We start from the raw sequence: 21172 nt of genomic DNA, 5'->3' as shown, positions 1-21172 counted from the left end.
TGCTTGATGTGTTGGCGGAGATGCGCATCCAGGGACTGGGCGTCATCGACGACGCCACGCTCGCACTGCACGCGGGGTTGACCGTGGTCACCGGTGAGACCGGGGCCGGCAAGACGATGGTGGTCACCGGGTTGCACCTGCTCGGCGGCGGCCGCGCCGACGCCTCCCGGGTCCGCTCCGGTGCGCAGCGTGCTGTCGTGGAGGGCCGGTTCCAGACCACGATCGACTCACCTGCGGCCAAGGTCGCTTCCGACGCCGGGGCCGAACCCGACGAGGACGGGAGCCTCATCGCGCTGCGCACGGTCACCGCCGATGGTCGTTCCCGCGCTCACCTCGGCGGCCGTTCGGTGCCCAACGCCGTGCTGTCCGAGCTGGCCGAGCAGGTGCTGGCGGTGCACGGCCAGAACGACCAGCTGCGGTTGCTGCGCCCCGGTGAGCAGCGGGCGGTGCTCGACCGGTTCGCCGGGGAACCGGTGCTGCAGGTGCTCGGGAACTACCAGCGGGTGCGCGCGGAGTGGGCCGAAGCCGTCCGGGAGCTGACCGAACGCACCGAGCGCTCGCGGGAACTGGCCAGGGAAGCCGACCTGCTGCGGCACGGGCTGAGCGAGATCGAGGCGGTCGGGCCGGAACCGGGCGAGGACGTCGCGCTGGTCGACGAGGCCCGGCGGCTGGCGGACGTGGACCAGCTGCGGGAGATCGCCGCCGGCGCCCACCACGCGCTGACCGGTGCGGCGGACGGGGATCCGGACGCGCCCGGCGCGATCGGGCTGATCGGCGAGGCCCGGCGGCGGCTGTCGACCGCTGAGGACCCGGCGCTGCGGGAGCTGGAGCCGCGGGTGGCCGAAGCCGTTGCGGTGCTGGCCGACGTCGGTGGCGAGCTCGGCGGGTACCTGGACCGGCTGGACGCCGATCCGGCCCGCCTGGAGCAGGTGCTGGCCCGGCAGGCCGAGCTCAAGATGCTGACCAAGAAGTACGCGGCGGACGTCGACGGCGTGCTGGCCTGGGCGGAGGAAGCCCGCGCCCGGCTGTCCGGAATGGACACCTCGGAGGAGGCGCTGGCGGCGCTGGCCGCGCGTCGCGACGAGCTCGCCGCGGAGCTGGCCGAGCTGGCCGGGGAACTCACCGATGCGCGGCGGGAGGCCGCGGTCGGGCTCTCGGCGGCGGTGTCCGAAGAGCTGGACGGCCTGGCCATGGCGCAAGCCCGGCTGGAGGTCGTGGTGCAGCCGAAGCCGGCCGACGCGGGCGATCCGAACGCGCTGCAGGTGCGCGGCGAGACCGTGCACGCGGGACCGGACGGCGTGGACGAGGTCGAGCTGCAGCTGATCGCGCACTCCGGCGCTCCCGCGCTGCCGATCCACAAGGGTGCTTCGGGCGGTGAGCTGTCGCGGGTGATGCTGGCGCTGGAGGTGGTGCTGGCCGACGCCGACACCGTGCCCACCCTCGTCTTCGACGAGGTCGACGCCGGAGTCGGCGGGCGCGCCGCGGTGGAGATCGGGCGGCGGCTGGCCCGGCTGGCGCGCACCCACCAGGTCGTGGTCGTCACGCACCTGCCGCAGGTCGCCGCCTACGCCGACCGCCACCTGGTGGTCGACAAGGGCAGCTCCGAGGGCGGGTTGACGCGCAGCGACGTGCGGGTGGTGGCCGACGAGCGGCGGGTGGTGGAGCTGGCCCGGATGCTGGCCGGGATGGACTCCACCGAGACCGGCCGCGCGCACGCCGAGGAGCTGCTGAACACCGCGACCGCGTACAAGCTGGCGCAGGCCCGCTTCTCCCGGCGGAAGAAGCCCGCCAAGAAGAAGGAGAAGAGCGGGACGTAGCAGCGGGGCCATTTGGCCGAACATTTTCTGGGCCATACGGGTCAATTGTCTCGGCGTGGCGGACCGGAATCGGGTGATCGGTTTGTCACCATCGGTGCATGAAACTCAGCGGTCTGCTTGCTCGCCAGCAGGGAAACCTGCCCGGTGTGGTCGGGATCGCCCGGATCGAGCGCCGCAGCGACGACGTGCTGCGCCGGGTTCGGCCCGGCGACATCGCGGTGCTCGACCACGCGGATCTGGACCGGCGCACGGCTGAAGCGCTGGTCTCGGCCGGTGTGGTCGGGGTGGTCAACGCCGCGCCGTCGATCTCCGGGCGCTACCCGAACCTCGGGCCCGACGTGCTGCTGTCGGCCGGGATCGCGCTGGTCGACAGCGTCGGCCCCGAGCTCGCGCGCCAGATCAAGGACGGCACGAAGCTCCGGCTGCACGAGGGCGGGGTGTTCGTCGGCGAGCGGGAGGTCGGTCGCGGCACGGCGCAGGACGCCGACTCGGTCGCCGACCTGCTCATCGAGGCCAAGGCCGGGATGTCGGCGCAGCTGGAGGCGTTCTCCGCGAACACCATCGAGTTCCTGCGCCGGGAGCGGACGCTCATCCTGGACGGCATCGGCGTGCCCGACCTGAGCGCGTCGCTGGAGGACCGCCAGGTCCTCGTGCTGGCGCCGGGCTACGGCCACGCCGACGACCTCAAGCGGCTGCGCAAGTACATCCGCGAGTACCGGCCGGTGCTGATCGGCGTCGAGTCGGGCGCGGACGTGCTGCGCGAGGCCGGGTACAAGCCGGACGTCATCGTGGGCGATCCGGACGTCATCAGCACCGAGACGCTCAAGTGCGGCGCGGAGCTGGTGATCCCGGCCCACCTCGACGGGCACGCGCCCGGTCTGGAGCGCATCCAGGACCTCGGCATCGGCGCGGTGACCTTCCCGGCCTCCGGCAACCCGGAGGACCTGGCGCTGCTGCTGGCCGACGCGCACAAGGCGAGCCTGGTGGTCACGGTCGGCTTCCACGCGACGCTGGGGGAGTTCCTGGACAGCGGGCGGTCGGGGTCCAACCCGTCGACCTTCCTGACCCGGCTGCGGATGGGCAGCAAGATCGTCGACGGCCGGGCGGTGGCCGCCCTGCAGCGCAGCCGGACGCCGACCAGCGCCGTGGTGCTGCTGATCGTCTCGGTGCTGCTGGCGGTGGTCGTGGCGCTGCTCGTCTCCGGGCTGGGCACCGCGTTCATGCACGTGGTCGCCGATCTGGGCGGCCAGGTGGCGGCTTACTTCAAGGGGCTTTTCACGTGATCTCGATGCGCTATCACATCGTGTCGGTCGCCGCGGTCTTCCTGGCGCTGGCGGTCGGCGTGGTGCTCGGCTCGACGTCGATCAGCGACCGGCTGCTGGCCGGGGTCGGCGCGGAGCGGGAGTCGTTGCAGGGGCAGGTCGAGCAGCTCGGCGCCGAGCGCAACGCGCTGAAGGCGCAGGTCGCCGGGGCCGAGCAGTTCGAGTCGGCGGTGGCGCCGATGGCGGTGCAGGGGCAGCTGGCGCAGCGCAGCGTCGTGCTCATCAGTTCGGCCGAGGTGTCCGACCAGCGGCGGGCGGCGGTGTCGGAACTGCTGCGCGACGCGGGTGCGGACGTGACCGGCGAGGTGCGCCTGGGCGAGGGCTTCGCCGATCCGGACCGGGCCGATCAGCTGCGCCGGGTGGTCACCGAGCTGCTGCCCGCCGGGCTCCAGCTGCCCACGGCGGCCGATCCGGGGACCCTGGCCGGTGGCCTGATCGGCCCGCTGTCGCTGCTCGACCCGCAGACCGGTCAGCCGCAGACCGGCGACCAGGAGCGGGCGGCCGCGTTCTCCGGGCTGGCCGACGGTGGCTTCGCCACCGCATCGCCGGGGCTGCGGCCCGCGCAGCTGGCCGTGGTGCTCACCGGCGGTCCCTTCGAGGGCGATCGCGCCGGTGACGAGGCCGCCGTGCTGGCCCGGTTCGCCACCCAGGTCGACCTCGCCGGGCAGGGCGCGGTGCTGACCGGTTCGGCCGACGGCACCGGCGCGGTCGGCGTGGCGCGGGCCGATCCGGCGATCGCGTCGAACCTGTCGACGGTGGACAACGCGGGCAGCAGCTCCGGCCGGGTGGCGATCGTGCTGGCGCTGCGGGAGCAGGCCGACCGGCAGGCCGGGCACTACGGCGTGGCGAGCAGCGCGCAGGGGGCGGTGCCGAGCGGCCGCGGCTGAGCGCAAAGTGTCTGCTGGTGGTTGGTTTGCGTGGTCGCTTGGCGCAACCTGAGTGCTTCCCCGGACTGCGGGTGCCCCTCCTGATGTATGCCCGATACACGGCGGAGGGGCCGTCCTCGCCCAGAGAGCCACCCAGCGGCGGGCCACCGTCCCCGCCGGTGGTCACTCTGCGTGCGTACTCCAAGCGGCTGGCGCCGCTTGTGAGGCGCGGACAGCTTCGCCGACAGGTCGTTGGCCGCCCGGATGGCGGTTGACCTGGAGGTTCGGCTCTGGTTCGGCGGCGGGGGTCTCGGTGCGCGGCTCGGCTGACGTGCGTTAGGCTGGAATTCCGTGGGAGCGACGGATCCAGCCGTCCTGCCAGTGCAGACATCCAGCCAGGCGACGGCTTGACCACGGGGAGCATTTGTTGGCGCCGCAAGCACGCACGATCAAGCACGTGTTCGTCACGGGAGGCGTGGCCTCCTCGTTGGGTAAGGGGCTCACGGCGTCCAGCCTGGGCGAACTTCTGACCTCCCGCGGTCTGCGGGTCACCATGCAGAAGCTCGACCCCTACCTGAACGTCGACCCGGGAACGATGAACCCGTTCCAGCACGGTGAGGTGTTCGTCACCGAGGACGGTGCCGAGACCGACCTCGACATCGGGCACTACGAGCGGTTCCTGGACCGCGACCTGACCCGCAACGCCAACGTGACGACCGGCCAGGTGTACTCCGCGGTCATCGCCAAGGAGCGTCGCGGCGAGTACCTGGGCGACACCGTCCAGGTCATCCCGCACATCACCGACCAGATCAAGGCCCGCATCCGCGCGATGGCCGAGCCGGACGAGGACGGCCGCACGCCGGACGTGGTGATCACCGAGGTCGGTGGCACCGTCGGCGACATCGAGTCGCTGCCGTTCCTGGAGGCCTGCCGCCAGGTGCGGCACGACGTCGGCCGGGACAACTGCTTCTTCCTGCACGTCTCGCTGGTGCCGTTCCTGGCGCCGTCGGGCGAGCTCAAGACCAAGCCGACGCAGCACTCGGTGGCCGCGCTGCGCAACATCGGCATCCAGCCCGACGCGCTGGTGTGCCGCGCCGACCGGGAGCTGCCGGAGGACCTCAAGCGCAAGATCGCGCTGATGTGCGACGTCGACTCCGACGGCGTGGTGGCCTGCCCGGACGCGCCGTCGATCTACGACATCCCGCGCGTGCTGCACGGCGAGGGCCTGGACGCCTACCTGGTGCGCCGGCTCGGGCTGCCGTTCCGCGACGTGGACTGGTCGGTGTGGGGAGACCTGCTCGACCGGGTGCACAACCCGTCGGAGAAGGTGCGCATCGCGCTGGTCGGCAAGTACATCGACCTGCCCGACGCCTACCTGTCGGTCACCGAGGCGCTGCGCGCCGGTGGTTTCGCGCACCGCGCGAAGGTGGAGATCTCCTGGGTCGGCTCGGACACCTGCGAGACCGACGAGGGCGCCGCGCGGGCGCTGTCCGGGATGGACGGCGTGATGATCCCCGGCGGCTTCGGGGTGCGCGGCATCGAGGGCAAGCTCGGCGCCATCCGCTACGCCCGCACGCACGGCATCCCCACCCTCGGGTTGTGCCTGGGCCTGCAGTGCATGGTGATCGAGGCGGCGCGGTCGCTGGCCGGGCTGGAGCGGGCCAACTCCGCGGAGTTCGAGGAGCCCTGCCAGCACCCGGTGATCAGCACCATGGCCGATCAGCACGACGTGCTCTCGGGCGACCGGGACATGGGCGGCACCATGCGGCTGGGTTCCTACCCGGCGAAGCTGCGCGACGGCTCGATCGTGGCCGAGGCCTACGGTGCGACCGAGGTGGCCGAGCGGCACCGGCACCGCTACGAGGTGAACAACGCCTACCGCGACCGGCTGAGCAAGGCCGGCCTGGTGTTCTCCGGCACCTCGCCGGACGGCCGGCTGGTGGAGTTCGTGGAGCTGCCGCGCGAGGAGCACCCGTTCTTCGTCGGCACCCAGGCGCACCCGGAGCTCAAGAGCCGCCCGACCCGCCCGCACCCGCTGTTCGCCGCGTTCGTCAAGGCCGCGCTGGACTACCGCGCCGCCGAGCGGCTGCCGGTCGAGCTGGAGCCGGCCGAAGAGCCCGCGCCGAGCGCGTGACCAGGTGATCTCGCCGGACGCCGGAGGATTTCCGGCTCCGGCGAGATCGCGCCGCTCGCCGCGCCGCGCCCGCCGGCTCTAGGGTGGGCGGTGTGGACATGACGGGAAGCGGTGTGGCGCGCACCAACGGCGAGCACGAGTTCACCACCCTGGCCAGCGAGGACGTCTACGTCGGCAAGATCCTCGCGCTGCGGGCCGACGAGGTCGGGATGCCCGGTGGCGGGCACGCGCGGCGCGAGGTCGTCGAGCACCTCGGTGCGGTGGCCGTGGTCGCCGTCGACGAGCAGGACCGGGTGGTGCTGCTGCACCAGTACCGCTACCCGGTGGGGCGGCGGCTCTGGGAGCTGCCCGCGGGACTGCTGGACGTCGCCGGGGAGGCCCCGGTCCGGACCGCGCAGCGGGAGCTGGTCGAGGAGGCCGGTGTCGCGGCGGCGGACTGGTCGGTGCTGGTGGACGTCGCGTCCTCGCCCGGTTTCACCGACGAGAGCATCCGGATCTTCCTGGCCACCGGGCTGTCCGATGTGGACCGCCCGGAGGCGGTCGGGGACGAGGAGGCCGATCTGGTCGTGCGCCGGGTGCCCTTCGCCGAAGCGGTGGACATGGTGCTGGCCGGGGAGATCGTGAACTCGCCTGCGGTGGCGGGGCTGCTCGCGGCCAAGGCGGTGCGCGACGGGGACCGCCGGGGGCGGCCGGTCGACGCGGAGTGGCCGGACCGGCCGCAGCGGTTCCGGCGGCGGCTGGCGCGGTGAAGGGGCTCGACGCACTGCCCGCGGGGCTGCGCGAAGCGATCAGCGGCTACCTCGACCACCTCGCGGTCGAGCGCGGCACCGCCCGCAGCACGCTGGACTCCTACGCCCGGGACCTGCGCCGGTACGCCGAATTCCTGGTGAGCGCGGGGATCGCCGGACTCGGCGAAGTGCGCGCCCAGCACCTCTCGGACTTCCTGGCCGAACTCCGGGAGGGCACCGAGCAGCGGCCGCCGCTGGCCTCGTCCTCGGCGGCCAGGGCGCTGGTGGCGGCGCGCGGGCTGCACAAGTTCTCGCACGCCGAGGGAAAGCTCGTCGTCGACGTGGCGCGCGAGGTCGCGCCGCCGAGCCTGCCGAAGCGGTTGCCGAAAGCGCTGTCCATCGGCGATGTCGACACCCTGCTCGAGCACGCCGGGGGCGACGACGCCAAAGGACTGCGGGACCGGGCGCTGCTGGAACTGCTGTACTCCACCGGTGCGCGGATCTCCGAAGCCGTCGGCCTGGACCTCGACGACGTCGACCGCACCGACCGGACCGTCCGGCTCGACGGCAAGGGCGGCCGCCAGCGGCTGGTGCCGATCGGCCGTCCCGCGCTGGAAGCCCTCGACGCCTACCTGGTGCGGGCCCGGCCCGCGCTGGTGGCGCGCGGCCGCGGCAGCGCGGCGATCTTCGTGAACTCGCGCGGTGGCAGGCTTTCCCGGCAGAGCGCGTGGAACGCGCTGAAGACGGCGGCGCGGCGCGCCGGGATCGGCGGTGACGTTTCCCCGCACGTGCTGCGGCACTCCTTCGCCACGCACCTGATGGAGGGCGGCGCGGACGTCCGCGTCGTGCAGGAACTTCTCGGGCACGCCTCGGTCACCACGACGCAGGTCTACACGCTGGTCACCGTGAACGCTTTGCGCGAGGTGTACGCGACGGCTCACCCGCGTGCGTACGCTTCGGGGTGAGTTGCTCGCGCTGCGCATGCGGCGCGGCCGGATTGGCGGTAGACGTTGATCACACGCAGATCACAAGGAACTTCGGACACCCCGGCGAGGCGCGTTGCCGCTGGTAGTGAATGCCACTTAGGCTGCGGTTGATCGCCACCGGTACCCAAAAGGAGTCTGATCGCCATGTCGCTGCCGCAGCCCTCCGCCGAAGGGCGGTCCCGGGGTGCGGTCGACCTGAGCATCGCACCCGAGACGACGGGCCGCGTGGAAGGCGCTGACCTGGCGCCGAATCCGCGCGGTCTCGGTCCCACCGGCCGGCCGCTTCGGCACATCCCGGAACCGCCGCTGCTGGACCGGCACGGTCCCGCCGCGGTCCTCGCGATGTGCAACCAGAAGGGCGGAGTGGGCAAGACCACGTCGACGATCAACCTCGGCGCATCGCTGGCGGAGTACGGGCGCCGGGTGCTGCTGGTGGACTTCGATCCGCAGGGCGCGCTCTCGGTCGGCCTCGGGGTCCAGCCGCACCAGCTGGATCAGACGATCTACAACGTGATCATGGAGCGGTCGGTCAGCGTGCACGACGTGGTCCGCCGGACCTCCGTCGACGGCATGGACCTGCTTCCCAGCAACATCGACCTGTCCGCCGCCGAGGTGCAGCTGGTCGCCGAGGTGGGCCGGGAGCAGACGCTGCACCGGGTCCTGCAGCCCGCGCTGGCCGACTACGACTACATCCTGGTGGACTGCCAGCCGTCGCTGGGCCTGCTGACGGTCAACGCGCTGGCCGCCGCCGACGGCGTGATCATCCCGCTGGAGTGCGAGTTCTTCAGCCTGCGCGGGGTGGCGCTGCTGATCGACACCATCGAGAAGGTGCAGGAGCGGCTCAACCCGAAGCTGGAGATCAGCGGGATACTGGCCACCATGTTCGACCCGCGCACGCTGCACTCCCGCGAGGTCATGGCCCGGGTGGTGGAGGCGTTCGGCGACGTGGTGTTCGACGCGGTGATCAACCGCACGGTGCGGTTCCCGGAGACCACGGTCGCCGGGGAGCCGATCACCCGTTGGGCGCCGCGCTCCGCGGGCGCCCAGGCCTACCGGGCGCTGGCCCGCGAGGTGATCGCCAGATGACCCGGCGGGCGGCCCTGCCGGGAGCCGCCGAGCTCTTCCGTACTACTGTTCCTCGCGCGGATCACGCCGACGCGCCGGAAGCGGCACCGGCCGCGCCGGCCCGTGCCGGGCGGTCCGGGTCGGGTCGGCGCAAGCACGACGCGAAGATCACCGTGTACGTCTCCGACGAGGAGTTGCTGGGCTTGGAGCAGGCGCGACTGGCATTGCGGGCCGACCACGGCATCGCCGTGGACCGCGGCCGGGTGGTGCGGGAAGCGGTCGCGGCGCTGCTGGCCGACCTCGACGAGCGGGGTGCCGATTCGGAGCTGGTCCGCCGCCTGCGGGAGTCCGGCGAGTGACCGAACCCGTTGCCGGGGAGCAGGCGACCGGCGAGTCCGGCGGCACCGGCAAGTTCACCGTCCGCCTGGAGAACTTCGAAGGCCCCTTCGACCTGCTGCTGCAGCTGATCTCGCAGCACCAGCTCGACGTCACCGAGGTGGCGCTGCACAAGGTCACCGACGAGTTCATCGCCTACACCAGGGCGCTGGGCGAGCAGTGGGACCTCGACGAGGTCACCGAGTTCCTGGTGGTCGCCGCGACCCTGCTCGACCTCAAGGCGGCCCGGCTGCTGCCCGCGGCCGATGTGGAGGACGAGGCCGACCTCGCGCTGCTGGAGGCCCGCGACCTGCTGTTCGCGCGGCTGCTGCAGTACCGGGCGTACAAGCAGGTGGCGGCGCTGTTCGGTGAGCTGGAGGCCGGGGCGCTGCGGCGCTACCCGCGCTCGGTGGCGCTGGAGGAGCGGTTCGAGAACCTGCTGCCGGAGGTGCGGATCGGGGTCGATCCGCAGCGGTTCGCCGAGGTCGCGGCCGCGGTCTTCCGGCCGAAGCCGCCGCCGACGGTGTCGCTGGACCACATCCACCAGCACGGCGTTTCCGTCCGCGAGCACGCGGCGCTGCTGCGGGTGCGGCTGGCGGAGAAGGGCAGCGCCACCTTCCCGGAGCTGACCTCCGACTGCGGGCACACCGTGGAGGTGGTGGCCCGGTTCCTGGCGCTGCTTGAGCTCTACCGCGAGAAGGTGCTGCAGTTCGAGCAGGAGACGCCGCTGGGCGAGCTGGTCGTGCGCTGGGTCGGCGGCAGCCTGGAGCAGGCCAAGGCCGACGCCGAGGTCCAGCGAGCCAGCGCCGACGCCGAGGAAGAGGAGTACGGGTGAGTAGCGAATCGGAGCCGCAGACCGAGCAGGCGCCGGAGCAGCCACCTGCCGAGGTGATCGAGACTTCGAGCGCGCCGGATCTCACGTCCGACGCCGCGCTCGACGCTGCTTTGGAAGCGCTGCTGCTGGTGGTCGACGTGCCTGCCGGTGAGGAGCTGCTGGCCGACACCTTGGAACAGCCGGTGCGGCGGATCCGGCAGGCGCTGCAGCGGCTCTCCGCCTGGTACGCCGATTCCGAGCGCGGCATCGACCTGCGCCGCGTCGGCGACGGGTGGCGGTTCTACACGCGGGAGACCTACGCGCCCTACGTCGAACGCTACCTGCTCGACGGGCAGCGCTCGAAGCTGACCCGCGCCGCGCTGGAGACGCTGGCGGTCATCGCCTACCGGCAGCCGGTGGCCCGCTCGCGGGTGGCGGCAGTACGGGGTGTGAACGTCGACGGCGTCATCCGTACCCTGGTGGGGCGCGGCCTAATCGAAGAGGCCGGGACCGACCCGGAGACGGGCGGCATCCTGTACTGCACGACCGAGCTGTTCCTGGAACGGCTGGGCCTGTCGTCGCTGAAGGACCTGCCGCCGCTCGCCCCCTTGCTGCCCGAAGTGGATTCGATCGATGACGTCTGAGAACCGCCCGTCCAACGCCGCCGCGGAAGGCGTGCGCCTGCAGAAAGTGCTGTCCCAGGCCGGAGTGGCCTCGCGGCGCGCGGCCGAGGAGATGATCGTCGAAGGCCGCATCGAGGTCGACGGCGAGGTCGTCATGGAGCTGGGCCGCCGCGTCGACCCGGCCACCGCGGTGATCCACGTCGACGGCAACCGGGTGATGGTCAACGACAACCTGACCCACCTGATGCTCAACAAGCCCAGCGGCATCCTGTGCACCATGTCCGACGACAAGGGCCGCCCGTGCATCGGCGACTACCTGCGGGAGCGCCAGGGCAAGCTGTTCCACGTCGGGCGGCTGGACCAGGACACCGAGGGCCTGCTGCTGATCACCAACGACGGCGAGCTGGCCAACCGGCTGATGCACCCGTCCTACAAGGTGCGCAAGACCTACCTCGCCGAGGTCATCGGCCCGATCCCGAAGGACCTGGGCCAGCGGCTGCGCGACGGCGTGGAGCTGGAGGACGGCCCGGTGAAGGTCGACCGGTTCAAGCTGGTCGACACCAACCAGAACCGCGCGCTGGTGGAGATCGTGCTGCACGAGGGCCGCAAGCGCATCGTGCGGCGGCTGCTCAAGCACGTCGGCCACCCGGTGCAGCGCCTGGTGCGCACCCGGATCGGCGACGTCCGCCTGACCACGGAGCGCCCCGGCGCCATCCGCCCGCTCAACCGCCAGGAAGTCGGCTCGCTGTACCGCATCGTCGGGATGTGACGCCGGCGGCTCAGGCCTTGGGCGCGGTGCGGCGGACGAACAGCCGGGCCACCGGCTCCACGACGCGCGCCGCGACCGGGCCGAGGATCGCCATCAGCAGCACGTAGGCGGTGGCCAGCGCGGCCAGTTCACCGGACACCGCGCCCGAGGCCACCGCCAGCCCGGCGATCACGATGGAGAACTCGCCGCGAGCCACCAGCGCGGCACCGGCCCGCGCGCGGCCCATCCGGCCCACGCCCTGCATCTGCGAGGCCAGCCAGCCGGTGACGATCTTGGTCGCCGCGGTGATCAGCGCCAGCGCCAGCGCCACCGGCAGCACCGGCGGGATCTGCGACGGGTCGGTGTTGAGGCCGAACACCACGAAGAACAGCGCGGCGAACAGGTCGCGCAGCGGTTCGAGCATCCGGGTGGCGTTGGCCGCGGTCGAACCGGAGATCGCGATGCCCAGCAGGAACGAGCCGACCGCGGCCGAGACCTGCAGCTCCGAAGCGATGCCCGCGACCAGCAGCGCCGAGCCGAGCAGCCGCAGCAGGAAGACCTCCGGGTCCGGGCTGTCGATCAGCGCCGAGACGTACTTGCCGAACTTCAGCGCGATCACCAGCACCAGCGTGATCACCACCAGCGACACCCCGACGGCGGTGAGCCCGCCGAGGAAGCTGACGCCGGCCAGCAGCGCGGTGAGGATCGGCAGGTAGACGGCCATCGCGAGGTCCTCGAAGACCAGGATCGACAGGATCACCGGGGTTTCCCGGTTGCCCAGTCGACCCAGGTCCCCGAGGACCTTCGCGACGATGCCGGAGGAGGAGATGTAGGTGACGCCCGCCATGGTCAGCGCGCCGATCGGGCCCCAGCCCAGCATCAGCGCGACCACGGCGCCCGGCACCGCGTTGAGCACGATGTCGATCAGGCCCGCTAACCACGAGCGGCGCAGCCCGGTGACCAGCTCGCCCGCGGAGTACTCCAGCCCCAGCAGGAGCAGCAGGAGGACCACGCCGATCTCGGAGGCCAGGTGGGTGAACGCTTCGATGCCGTGCAGCGGGATCAGCCCACCGGTGCCGAACGCCAGTCCGCCCAGCAGGTACAGGGGGATCGGGGATATCCCGATCTTCCAGGCGAGCCTGCCCAGCACGCCGAGACCGAAGAAAACCGCGCCGAGCTCGATCAACGAGATCGCCGTGTCGTGCACCGTGGTGTTCCTCTCGCGTGTTACCTGCGTATGGAGTTGTCGTGGGACCGACACGCGCGGGACCGGCGTTGGCGACGCGTGTCCCGGTCGGGGACCGGGCGGGCGGAGCGGGCTGCGGTCAGCCCTTCTCCAGGATTTCACTGGCGGCGCGCAGCCCCGTGCTGGTGCCCACGACGACCACCAGGTCGCCGCCGGCGAACTCGAAGTCCGGGCGGGGCGAGGGGTGCACGGTGCCGTCGCGGACCACCGCGACGATCGACACCGAGGTGCGGGTGCGCATCTCGGTGTCGCCGAGGGTGCGGCCGTCGTAGGGCGAACCCGGCGGGAGCGGCAGCTGCCAGGTGGTGACCCCGGTGACCTCGCGCTGCTGCTCGGTGAGCTTCGCGACCAGCTGCGGGGCGCCCAGCAGGTTGGCCAGCGCGCTGGTCTCGGCGGTGGTCAGGTCGACGGAGGCGGCGACCTTGTCCGGGTCCTCGTGGTCGGAGACGATCAGCTCGAACCGGCCGTCCCGATAGGTGATCACGCCGATGCGGTGGCCGGATCGGGTGGTGAAGTCCTGCCGCGTGCCCAGGCCCGGCAGCGGGGTCACTGTTACATCCACCCGCCCACCATATTCCGTGATCGGCGGGATTTGTCCGGCAGTTCGAGTGGATCGGGACGCGATGCGGACCGGCGGCCTGGGACCAGGCAGAATGGACGGTTGGTCCGGCAGTCGGCCGGGTGCGGCGACGATCAGGAGGAAGAGCACGTGGCACACGCCAGGCTCCGCGGTGTGGTGGCCCTCGACGGTCCGTCGGGCACCGGAAAGTCGACGGTGTCCCGCAAGTTGGCCGCGGCACTGGGCGCGACCTACCTCGACACCGGCGCGATGTACCGCGCCGTGACGCTGGCCGTGCTGCGCGCGCAGGTCGAGCCCTCGGACGAGGCCGAGGTCGTGCGCGTGGTGCGCGCGGCGGAGCTGACCATGGGCACCGACCCGGAGCGGCCCGGGGTGCTGCTCGACGGCCAGGACGTCGGGCTGGAGATCCGCGGCCCGGAGGTCACCGGCGCGGTCTCGGCGGTGTCGGCGGTGGCCGAGGTGCGCGACCAGCTGGTCGCGCAGCAGCGGGAGCTGATCGGCCGCGCTCTGCGCGAACCCGGCGGCATCGTGGTCGAGGGCCGCGACATCGGCACCGTCGTGGTGCCCGACGCCGGTTTGAAGGTCTACCTGACGGCGTCCTCGACGGCCCGCGCCGAGCGGCGCACCGCCCAGGACGTCTCCGAGGGCCGGGCCGGGGATCTGGACCGCACGCACGCCGACGTGCAGCGCCGGGACGCGCTGGACTCCGGGCGCAAGGTCGCGCCGCTGCGCAAGGCCGACGACGCGCTGGAGCTGGACACCACCGACCTGGACGTGGCCGGGGTGCTCGAACAGCTGCACAAGCACGTCGAGAGCCGCGGTCTGCTCACCGACGGGAGCCCGGGCGCATGATGAACGACCGGACACTGCCCGAAGGCGCGTCGCACCGGATGCACCGGTTCGGCCGGTGGATTTCGCGCCGGATCGTGCGGCTGCCGTTCCGGGTCCGCGTGCACCGGGCCGACCGCGTCCCGCGCACCGGGCCGCTGGTGATGGTGGCCAACCACAGCTCGCTGCTGGACGGGCCGCTGCTGCTCGGAATGCTGCCGCGCCCGGCGGTGTTCCTGATCAAGCAGGAGATGTTCAAGGGCGCGCTGGGCTGGTTCCTGCGCCGCATCGGGCAGATCGGGGTGCGGCGCGGCGAGGCCGACCGCACGCCGCTGCTGACCGCGGTGCGGGTGCTCAAGGCGGGCGGGCTGGTCGGGGTCTTCCCCGAGGGCACCCGCGGGTCCGGCGACGTGGAGAACGCGCAGCACGGAGCGGCCTGGTTGGCTCGGGCGTCCGGCGCTCAGGTGCTGCCGGTCGCGGTCCGGGGCACCCGACGTCCGGAAGGCAGGGGCCGTAGGCTTCTGCCCAGGATCGACGTGCTGTTCGGCGAGCCGATCGCGCTGCCCGCGGGCAAGGGCCGCACCGGCCTGGTCGTGGCGACCGAAGCGGTGCGCACCGAACTGGTCGAGCTGATCGCCGAACTGGACCGGCTGGTCGCCGACCACCGCGAAGACGATGTGAGAGGGAAACGAGCGTGACCGACGAGTCGCTGGAAGGCCTGGACGGCACGTGGTCCGACGAGGCCGAATGGGCCGAGTTCGACGGGGTCTCCGCCCCGGAGGACGCCGCACCGCCGGTGCCGCAGCCGGTGCTGGCCGTGGTCGGCCGCCCCAACGTGGGCAAGTCGACGCTGGTCAACCGGTTGTTGGGCCGTCGTGAAGCCGTCGTGCAGGACACCCCGGGCGTGACCCGGGACCGGGTCGCCTACGACGCGCTGTGGAACGGCCGCCGGTTCACGGTGGTCGACACCGGCGGCTGGGAGCCCGATGCGAAGGGCCTGATGGCCTCGGTCGCCGCGCAGGCGGAGCTGGCCATGCACACCGCGGACGCGGTGCTGCTGGTGGTCGATGCGCGGGTGGGGCCCACCGAGACCGAAGAAGCCGTGGCGCGGGTGCTGCGCCGGTCCAAGCGGCCGGTGCTGCTGGCCGCCAACAAGGTCGACGACCAGCGCGGCGTCTCCGACGTGCACTCGCTGTGGTCGCTGGGCTTGGGCGAGCCGATGCCGGTCAGCGCGCTGCACGGGCGCGGCTCCGGTGACCTGCTCGACGCGGTGCTGGAGGCGTTCCCGGAGACCCCGCGCGAGGTGTTCGGGGCTTCCGCCGGGCCGCGGCGGGTCGCGCTGGTCGGCAAGCCGAACGTGGGCAAGTCGAGCCTGCTCAACAAGCTGACCGGCGAGGAGCGGTCGGTGGTGCACGACGTCGCGGGCACCACGGTCGACCCGGTGGACTCGCTGGTGGAGCTCGACGACGAGGTGTGGCGGTTCGTCGACACCGCGGGCCTGCGCAAGCGGGTCAAGACCGCCAGCGGCACCGAGTACTACGCCTCGCTGCGCACCAAGGCCGCCATCGAGGCCGCCGAGGTCGCCATCGTGCTCATCGACGGGTCCGAGCCGCTCAGCGAGCAGGACCTGCGGGTGATCACCATGGTGGTGGAGGCCGGCCGGGCGCTGGTGATCGCCTACAACAAGTGGGACCTCGTCGACGACGACCGCCGCCGCCAGCTGGAGAAGGAGATCGACCGCGAGCTGGTCCGGGTGCGCTGGGCGGAGCGGGTCAACGTCTCGGCCAAGACCGGCCGAGCGGTGGCCAAGCTGGCCCCGACGCTGCGCACCGCGCTGGACTCGTGGGACACCCGGGTGCCCACCGGCCGGTTGAACGGCTGGCTGTCCGAGCTCGTCGCGGCCAATCCGCCGCCGGTGCGCGGCGGTCGGCAGCCGAAGATCCTGTTCGCCACCCAGGCGCAGACCCGGCCGCCGACGTTCGTGCTGTTCACCACCGGCTTCCTGGAGGCGGGCTACCGGCGCTTCCTGGAGCGCAAGCTCCGGGAGACCTTCGGCTTCGTCGGCAGCCCGGTGCGGATCTCGGTGCGGGTGCGCGAGCGCAAGGCGAACAAGGGCGGTCGTCGCTGATCACCGTCCGCTCGGGTGGTGTGCGCGCTGCGTTCGGGGCACCCCGCTAGTCTGCTCAGCAACCCTTTCGGAGCAGGGGAGGTGACCGAGAGGTGCAGGCGGTGAACGGCGGGGAGCCGATCCGGGTGGTGCTGGCCGACGACGAGGCCATGCTGCGGCGGGGCCTGCGGTTGCTGCTGGAGAGCAGCGGCACGATCCGGGTGGTCGCCGAGGCGGGCGACGGGCACGAGCTGCTCGCCGCGGTGCGCGCCCACAGCGTGGACGTCGCGCTGATCGACGTGCAGATGCCCGGCAAGGACGGGCTGTCCGCGCTGCGGGACCTGACCTCGCTGCCGGACCGGCCCGCGGCCGCCGTGCTGACCACGTTCGACCTGGACGACTACGTCTCGGACGCGCTGCGCTACGGCGCCAACGGGTTCCTGCTCAAGGACGCCGACCCGGCGGTGCTGGTCCGGGCCGTGCACGACCTGGCGGCCGGTGGTGCGGTGCTGGACCCGCGGATCACCGCGCGGCTGCTGCCCCGGTTCCGGGGCGCGACCGACAACGCGCACGAGGTGCAGCTGGTGCGCGGCTTGTCCGCCCGGGAGCGGCAGGTGCTGGAGCTGCTGTCGGACGGGCGCTCCAACGCCGACATCGGGATGCGGCTCGGGCTGACCGAGGCCACGGTGAAGAGCTACGTGTCGACCGTGCTCAGCAAGCTGGGCGCCCAGAACCGGGTGCAGGCCGCGTTGATCGCGCAGCGCGTCGCGGGCGCGGGCGACCGCTGGTGAACGCTGTGCGGTGGCGTCAGTTCACCGTCGAAGTGCTGGCCGTCGCGATCCCGGCGGGCGCGGTGCTGGCCGCGCCGGACCCGTTCGGCTACCCCGTGGTGTCCGGTCTGATCGCTGCTCTCCTGCTGCCGCTGCGGCGGCGGTGGCCGCGCATCGCGGTGCTGCTGTGCCTGCCGGCGTTGGCCGGTGGGCTCGGCTGGCCCGCGTCGATCGTGGCGCTGTTCGCGCTGGGCCGGGCACAACCGCAGGCGCGGTCGCTGGCCTGGTGGGTGGTGCTGGCCGCCGCGGTGGCGGTCGCGCCGGTGCTGATCTTCCAATCGCTGCCGGTGGGCGCGATCGTGCTGACCTTGGCGTACGTGCTGCTGGCCGCTGGTGCGCCGGTCGCCCTGGGCGCGCTGGTGTCGCTGCGGCAGAAGCTGGCCGAGAGCTTGCGCCGACTGGAAGCGGCCACTGCCGCGGAGCTGGAGGCCAAGGCGGAGACCGCGCGGGCCGACGAGCGGGCGCGGATCGCGCGGGAGATCCACGATGCCGTCGGCCACCACGTCACCCTGATCGCGGTCGAATCGGCCGCGCTGGCCGCGACCACCGCCGACAGCGAGGCGAAGGAGACCGCGTCCCGGTTGCGCGGGCTGGCCAAGCAGGCGCTGGACGAGATGCGCGCGACGCTCGGGCTGGGCAGCACCTGCCGCACCGGGCTGGACACCATCCCGGAACTGATCGGCCAGGCCCGCGCGGCCGGGGTCGACGTGGAGCTGTCCAGCGAGCTGAGCGATCCGGACGTGCCACCGGCTGTGGAGCGGGCGGCCTACCGGGTGGTGCAGGAAGCCCTGACCAACGCCTCCAAGCACGCGCCCGGCGCGGTGATCAAGGTGGACCTGGCGAGCAGAGCGGGCGCGCTGCACATCGTGGTCACCAACGGTGCACCGCAGGGCGAGCCCGTCGACGTGGGCAGCGGCGGTTCGGGGCTCGCCGGGCTCTCGGAGCGGGTGCGGATGGCGGGCGGGCAGCTCGACGCCAAGCCGTCCGAGGACGGCGGCTTCCAGCTGACGGCCGTCCTGCCCAAGCAGCGCTGACCGTATGCTGGCCGCACGCCCGGCAGCGACTGAACTTTGGGAGCGTGCATGCGTGCTATCCGACTGCCCGGTGGTGGAGAACTGCCGGTGCTGGGGCAGGGCACCTGGGGCATGGGCGAGCGGCGCGGGCAGCGAGCGGCCGAGGTGGCCGCGCTGCGCCGCGGGCTGGACCTGGGCCTCGGGCTGATCGACACCGCGGAGATGTACGGCAGCGGTGGTGCCGAGGAAGTCGTCGGCGCCGCGATCAGCGGGCGCCGGGACGAGGTCTTCCTGGTCAGCAAGGTCTACCCGCACAACGCGTCCCGCCGCGGTGCGGTCGAGGCGTGCGAGCGCAGCCTGCGCCGCCTCGGCACCGACCACCTGGACCTCTACCTGCTGCACTGGCGCGGCAGCACACCGCTGGCCGAAACGATGGAGGCCTTCGAGCAGCTGCGGGCCGACGGCAAGATCAGGTGCTTCGGGGTGAGCAACTTCGACCCGGCCGACATGGACGAGCTGTTCGCCGGTGAGCTCGGCAGCCGGTCGGCGACCGACCAGGTGCTCTACAACCTGACCCGGCGGGGCGTCGAGGTCGACCTGCTCCCGTGGTGCCGGGAGCGGCACCTGCCGGTGATGGCCTACTCGCCGATCGAGCAGGGCCGACTGCTCGGCGAGCCGGCGCTGCGCCGAGTCGCCGAACGCCACGAGGCGACGCCGGCGCAGATCGCGATCGCCTGGGTGCTGGCGCAGGACGGCGTGTGCGCGATCCCGAAGGCCGTCACTCCGGAGCACGTCGACCAGAACCGGGCGGCGCTGGACATCGAGCTGACCGCCGCGGACCTGGCCGAGCTGGACGCGGCCTTCCCCGCACCGAAGCGTCCGGTCCCGCTGGAAGTCCTCTGATCCCACCGGTCGTGAGCGCGCATCGGCTGCGCGCTCACGACCGATCCGCTCAGCGAGCCAGGGACTTGCGCAGGAAGTCGACCTGGAGGAGCAGGAGGTTCTCGCTGGTCGTCTCGTCGGTGGGCATGTGGCTGACACCCGGCAGCGGGAGGACGGTGTGCGGGCGGGCCGCCGCGGTCAGCGCCGCCGACAGTCGCAGGGCGTGGGCCAGCACGACGTTGTCGTCCACCGTTCCGTGCACGATCAGCATCGGGCGGTCCAGCTTCGGGGCGTCGGCCAGCAGCGAGTTCGCCTCGTAGACCTCCGGCGCCTCGTTCGGGTCGCCGAGGTAGCGCTCGGTGTAGTGGGTGTCGTACAGGCGCCAGTCCACCACTCCGGCACCGACCACCGCGGCGTGGAAGACGTCCGGTCGCCGCAGCACCGCCAGCGCCGCCAGGTAGCCGCCGAACGACCAGCCGCGGATCGCGACGCGGTCGAGGTCCAGCTCCGGGTGCTGCGCGGCCGCCGCGTGCAGTGCGTCGACCTGGTCCTGCAGCGGCGGTTCGGCCAGATCCCCGGCGATGGCGCGGTCCCAGTCCGGGCCGCGGCCCGCCATGCCGCGACCGTCGGTGACCAGCACCGCGAAGCCCTGGTCGGCGAACCACTGCGAGGTCAGGAAGCCCTGCCGGCGGGACAGCACCCGCTGCGAGTGCGGACCGCCGTAGGGGTCCAGCAGCACCGGCAGCGGGCCGTCCGACGGCTGGTAGCCGTTCGGCAGCAGCAGCGCGCTGCACAGTTCGCGCTCGCCGAGGCGCAGCAGTTCGACGTTGAGATCCACGCCGGGATCCTCGGCGCGGCTGGCGATCTCGGCGATCTCCCGCCCGCCCAGCCGCACCCGCACGCGGGTGCCCGGCTCGTCCAGGGTGGAGCTGGCGGTCACCAGCACCTCGCCGGAACGCGTTCCGCTGTGCACGCCGGGAGCGGTGGTCACGGGCTCGACGCCGGATTCGGTGACGCGGTAGAGGTGCACCTGCGTCGGGTCCTGCTCGGAGGCCGAGACCAGCACGTCGTCCTCGCCGATGTCGAGGATGCCGCGGACCTGCAGCGGTGCCGACGTCCACGGCCGGTCGCCGACGACGAGCCGGTACGCGCCGTCCTCGGCGCTGATGCGCACCAGGCGGCCGTCCGGCGTCCAGGCGGGCCAGCCCGGCTTGATCTCCACCCAGTGCGGGTCGGTGTCGCGGTGCACCTCGGTGGTGCGCCCGGTGTCCGGGTCGACCGCGAGGACCAGCTGGGTGCGCTGGTCGCGGGCCTGCACCGCGATCAGCGGTCGGCCGTGCCGGGACCAGTGCGCGGTGACCAGGTACGGGAACGCCTGCCGGTCCCAGTCGACCGCGACGCGCTCGCCGTCGAGGCCGACCAGCGCGAGGCCCACCTCGGCGTTCGCCGTCCCGGCCGCCGGGTAGCGCATCGGGGACGGTTCGCGCGCCGGGTCGTTCGGGTCGCCGAGGTACCAGTTCTGCACCGGGGATTCGTCCACCCGGGCGGCCAGCAGCCGCGAGCCGTCCGGCGCCCACCAGTGGCCCCGGAAGCGGCCCATCTCCTCGGCGGCGATGAACTCCGCCGCACCCCAGGTGATGTTCGGGCCGTCGGGTTCGGCCAGCGCCCGGTCGCCGGAACCGTCCACCTCGATGACGCGCAGCGCGCCACCGGACACGTAGGACACCCGGCGGCCGTCCGGGTCCAGCCGCGGGTCGGCGACGGGCCGGCGGACCGGGAGCTCGCGGGTCTCCCCGGTGGCGACCGCGGTGTGGAACAGCCGCCCGGACAGCATGAAGACGACCGAGTCCCCCGCGCGGTCCGCGGCGTAACCGGTGATGCCGCCCGCGCGTTCCCGCGCGCGCTCGCGGCGCGCCTGCTCCTCCGGGCTCACTTCGTCGCTGTCCTGCAGCGCCGCCGGATCGGCCAGCACGCGCTCCTGACCGGTCGCGGTGTCCAGCGCCCACAGGGAGTTGCGGGGATCGGTGCCGGAGGCCGAACGCAGGAAGAGCACCGCCGCACCGTTGCCGGTGGCGGTGAAGTTCCGGGGTGCGCCCAGGGTGAATCCCTGAGTTCGCGCGCTGCGGCGGGGGAATGACGCGGACGACATGGATCCAGCCTGCCATTCGCGGTGCGCCGCGGTGCGAGCAGGTTCCGATCTGCCACGCG

20 protein-coding genes are annotated in these 21172 nt (G+C 72.6%); 17 read left to right on the top strand and 3 right to left on the bottom strand.

Features of this window, described 5'->3' with window-relative positions:
• The first annotated feature begins 8 nt into the window (after positions 1-8).
• From recN to C4T78_RS12735, 11 genes are all read left to right on the top strand, one after another.
• Positions 9-1817, top strand: a complete 1809-nt coding sequence (recN, locus tag C4T78_RS12785; RefSeq protein WP_093357426.1) for a DNA repair protein RecN — start codon at positions 9-11, stop codon at positions 1815-1817.
• A 98-nt stretch (positions 1818-1915) separates the two neighbouring features.
• Positions 1916-3100: a putative cytokinetic ring protein SteA gene (steA, locus tag C4T78_RS12780; RefSeq protein WP_093357424.1), complete on the top strand. Its 1185-nt coding sequence runs from the start codon at positions 1916-1918 to the stop codon at positions 3098-3100.
• Positions 3097-4026, top strand: coding sequence for a copper transporter (locus C4T78_RS12775; protein ID WP_093357422.1), 930 nt, complete (start codon positions 3097-3099; stop codon positions 4024-4026). The genes steA and C4T78_RS12775 overlap by 4 nt, the downstream gene beginning before the upstream one ends.
• A 406-nt stretch (positions 4027-4432) precedes the next feature.
• On the top strand, positions 4433-6139 hold the full coding sequence (gene pyrG / locus C4T78_RS12770; protein WP_093357421.1) for a CTP synthase: 1707 nt from the start codon (positions 4433-4435) through the stop codon (positions 6137-6139).
• A gap of 98 nt (positions 6140-6237) precedes the next feature.
• Entirely contained in the window at positions 6238-6888 is a 651-nt protein-coding gene (locus C4T78_RS12765) for an NUDIX domain-containing protein (protein ID WP_093357420.1), read from the top strand.
• Positions 6885-7832, top strand: coding sequence for a site-specific tyrosine recombinase XerD (xerD, locus tag C4T78_RS12760; RefSeq protein WP_093357459.1), 948 nt, complete (start codon positions 6885-6887; stop codon positions 7830-7832). The genes C4T78_RS12765 and xerD overlap by 4 nt, the downstream gene beginning before the upstream one ends.
• 165 nt (positions 7833-7997) lie before the next feature.
• On the top strand, positions 7998-8939 hold the full coding sequence (locus C4T78_RS12755) for a ParA family protein (RefSeq protein ID WP_093157084.1): 942 nt from the start codon (positions 7998-8000) through the stop codon (positions 8937-8939).
• Entirely contained in the window at positions 8936-9277 is a 342-nt protein-coding gene (locus tag C4T78_RS12750; RefSeq protein WP_093357419.1) for a hypothetical protein, read from the top strand. Before C4T78_RS12755 ends, C4T78_RS12750 begins: the two co-directional genes overlap by 4 nt.
• Positions 9274-10128 (top strand): segregation and condensation protein A, encoded by an 855-nt coding sequence (locus C4T78_RS12745; protein ID WP_093357417.1) that lies wholly within the window; start codon positions 9274-9276, stop codon positions 10126-10128. Before C4T78_RS12750 ends, C4T78_RS12745 begins: the two co-directional genes overlap by 4 nt.
• Entirely contained in the window at positions 10125-10751 is a 627-nt protein-coding gene (gene scpB / locus C4T78_RS12740) for an SMC-Scp complex subunit ScpB (protein WP_235863805.1), read from the top strand. Before C4T78_RS12745 ends, scpB begins: the two co-directional genes overlap by 4 nt.
• Positions 10741-11499 (top strand): pseudouridine synthase, encoded by a 759-nt coding sequence (locus tag C4T78_RS12735; protein WP_093357416.1) that lies wholly within the window; start codon positions 10741-10743, stop codon positions 11497-11499. The genes scpB and C4T78_RS12735 overlap by 11 nt, the downstream gene beginning before the upstream one ends.
• Positions 11500-11509: 10 nt before the next feature.
• Here the strand turns inward: C4T78_RS12735 and C4T78_RS12730 are convergent, their stop codons facing one another.
• Both C4T78_RS12730 and C4T78_RS12725 read right to left on the bottom strand, forming a co-directional pair.
• The gene (locus C4T78_RS12730) at positions 11510-12685 is read right to left on the bottom strand and encodes a cation:proton antiporter (protein WP_093357414.1); all 1176 of its coding nucleotides are present in this window, start codon (positions 12683-12685) and stop codon (positions 11510-11512) included.
• Positions 12686-12803: 118 nt separating this feature from the next.
• Positions 12804-13286, bottom strand: coding sequence for a cation:proton antiporter regulatory subunit (locus tag C4T78_RS12725; protein WP_093357413.1), 483 nt, complete (start codon positions 13284-13286; stop codon positions 12804-12806).
• Between the two features lie 147 nt (positions 13287-13433).
• Between C4T78_RS12725 and cmk the strand changes: the two genes are divergently transcribed.
• From cmk to C4T78_RS12695, 6 genes are all read left to right on the top strand, one after another.
• The gene (gene cmk / locus C4T78_RS12720; RefSeq protein WP_093357457.1) at positions 13434-14156 is read left to right on the top strand and encodes a (d)CMP kinase; all 723 of its coding nucleotides are present in this window, start codon (positions 13434-13436) and stop codon (positions 14154-14156) included.
• Positions 14156-14830: a lysophospholipid acyltransferase family protein gene (locus tag C4T78_RS12715; RefSeq protein ID WP_093357456.1), complete on the top strand. Its 675-nt coding sequence runs from the start codon at positions 14156-14158 to the stop codon at positions 14828-14830. The genes cmk and C4T78_RS12715 overlap by 1 nt, the downstream gene beginning before the upstream one ends.
• Positions 14827-16260, top strand: coding sequence for a ribosome biogenesis GTPase Der (gene der, locus C4T78_RS12710; protein ID WP_093357412.1), 1434 nt, complete (start codon positions 14827-14829; stop codon positions 16258-16260). The genes C4T78_RS12715 and der overlap by 4 nt, the downstream gene beginning before the upstream one ends.
• Before the next feature lie 92 nt (positions 16261-16352).
• Positions 16353-17030: a response regulator gene (locus C4T78_RS12705; RefSeq protein ID WP_093357410.1), complete on the top strand. Its 678-nt coding sequence runs from the start codon at positions 16353-16355 to the stop codon at positions 17028-17030.
• Positions 17031-17035: 5 nt separating this feature from the next.
• The gene (locus C4T78_RS12700; protein WP_235863804.1) at positions 17036-18103 is read left to right on the top strand and encodes a sensor histidine kinase; all 1068 of its coding nucleotides are present in this window, start codon (positions 17036-17038) and stop codon (positions 18101-18103) included.
• 48 nt (positions 18104-18151) lie between these two features.
• Positions 18152-18985 (top strand): aldo/keto reductase, encoded by an 834-nt coding sequence (locus C4T78_RS12695; protein ID WP_093357408.1) that lies wholly within the window; start codon positions 18152-18154, stop codon positions 18983-18985.
• Positions 18986-19034: 49 nt separating this feature from the next.
• On the opposite strand, the gene C4T78_RS12690 is transcribed toward C4T78_RS12695, so the two are convergent.
• Positions 19035-21113, bottom strand: a complete 2079-nt coding sequence (locus tag C4T78_RS12690) for a S9 family peptidase (protein ID WP_093357406.1) — start codon at positions 21111-21113, stop codon at positions 19035-19037.
• Positions 21114-21172: the final 59 nt, after the last annotated feature.

The organism is Saccharopolyspora kobensis (assembly GCF_900108315.1).
In the GTDB taxonomy this organism is placed as follows: Bacteria; Actinomycetota; Actinomycetes; order Mycobacteriales; family Pseudonocardiaceae; genus Saccharopolyspora; species Saccharopolyspora kobensis.
Note: the sequence above shows the minus strand (reverse complement) of the source record. Positions and strands in the feature narration are given on the sequence as shown.

Bases quoted from the DNA above. Each gene is read 5' to 3' on its own strand.
- steA (WP_093357424.1), top strand. From the start codon at position 1,916: ATGAAACTCAGCGGTCTGCTTGCTCGCCAGCAGGGAAACCTGCCCGGT.
- C4T78_RS12765 (WP_093357420.1), top strand. From the start codon at position 6,238: ATGACGGGAAGCGGTGTGGCGCGCACCAACGGCGAGCACGAGTTCACC.
- C4T78_RS12755 (WP_093157084.1), top strand. From the start codon at position 7,998: ATGTCGCTGCCGCAGCCCTCCGCCGAAGGGCGGTCCCGGGGTGCGGTC.
- C4T78_RS12750 (WP_093357419.1), top strand. From the start codon at position 8,936: ATGACCCGGCGGGCGGCCCTGCCGGGAGCCGCCGAGCTCTTCCGTACT.
- C4T78_RS12735 (WP_093357416.1), top strand. From the start codon at position 10,741: ATGACGTCTGAGAACCGCCCGTCCAACGCCGCCGCGGAAGGCGTGCGC.
- C4T78_RS12715 (WP_093357456.1), top strand. From the start codon at position 14,156: ATGAACGACCGGACACTGCCCGAAGGCGCGTCGCACCGGATGCACCGG.
- C4T78_RS12695 (WP_093357408.1), top strand. From the start codon at position 18,152: ATGCGTGCTATCCGACTGCCCGGTGGTGGAGAACTGCCGGTGCTGGGG.
- C4T78_RS12690 (WP_093357406.1), bottom strand. From the start codon at position 21,113: ATGTCGTCCGCGTCATTCCCCCGCCGCAGCGCGCGAACTCAGGGATTC.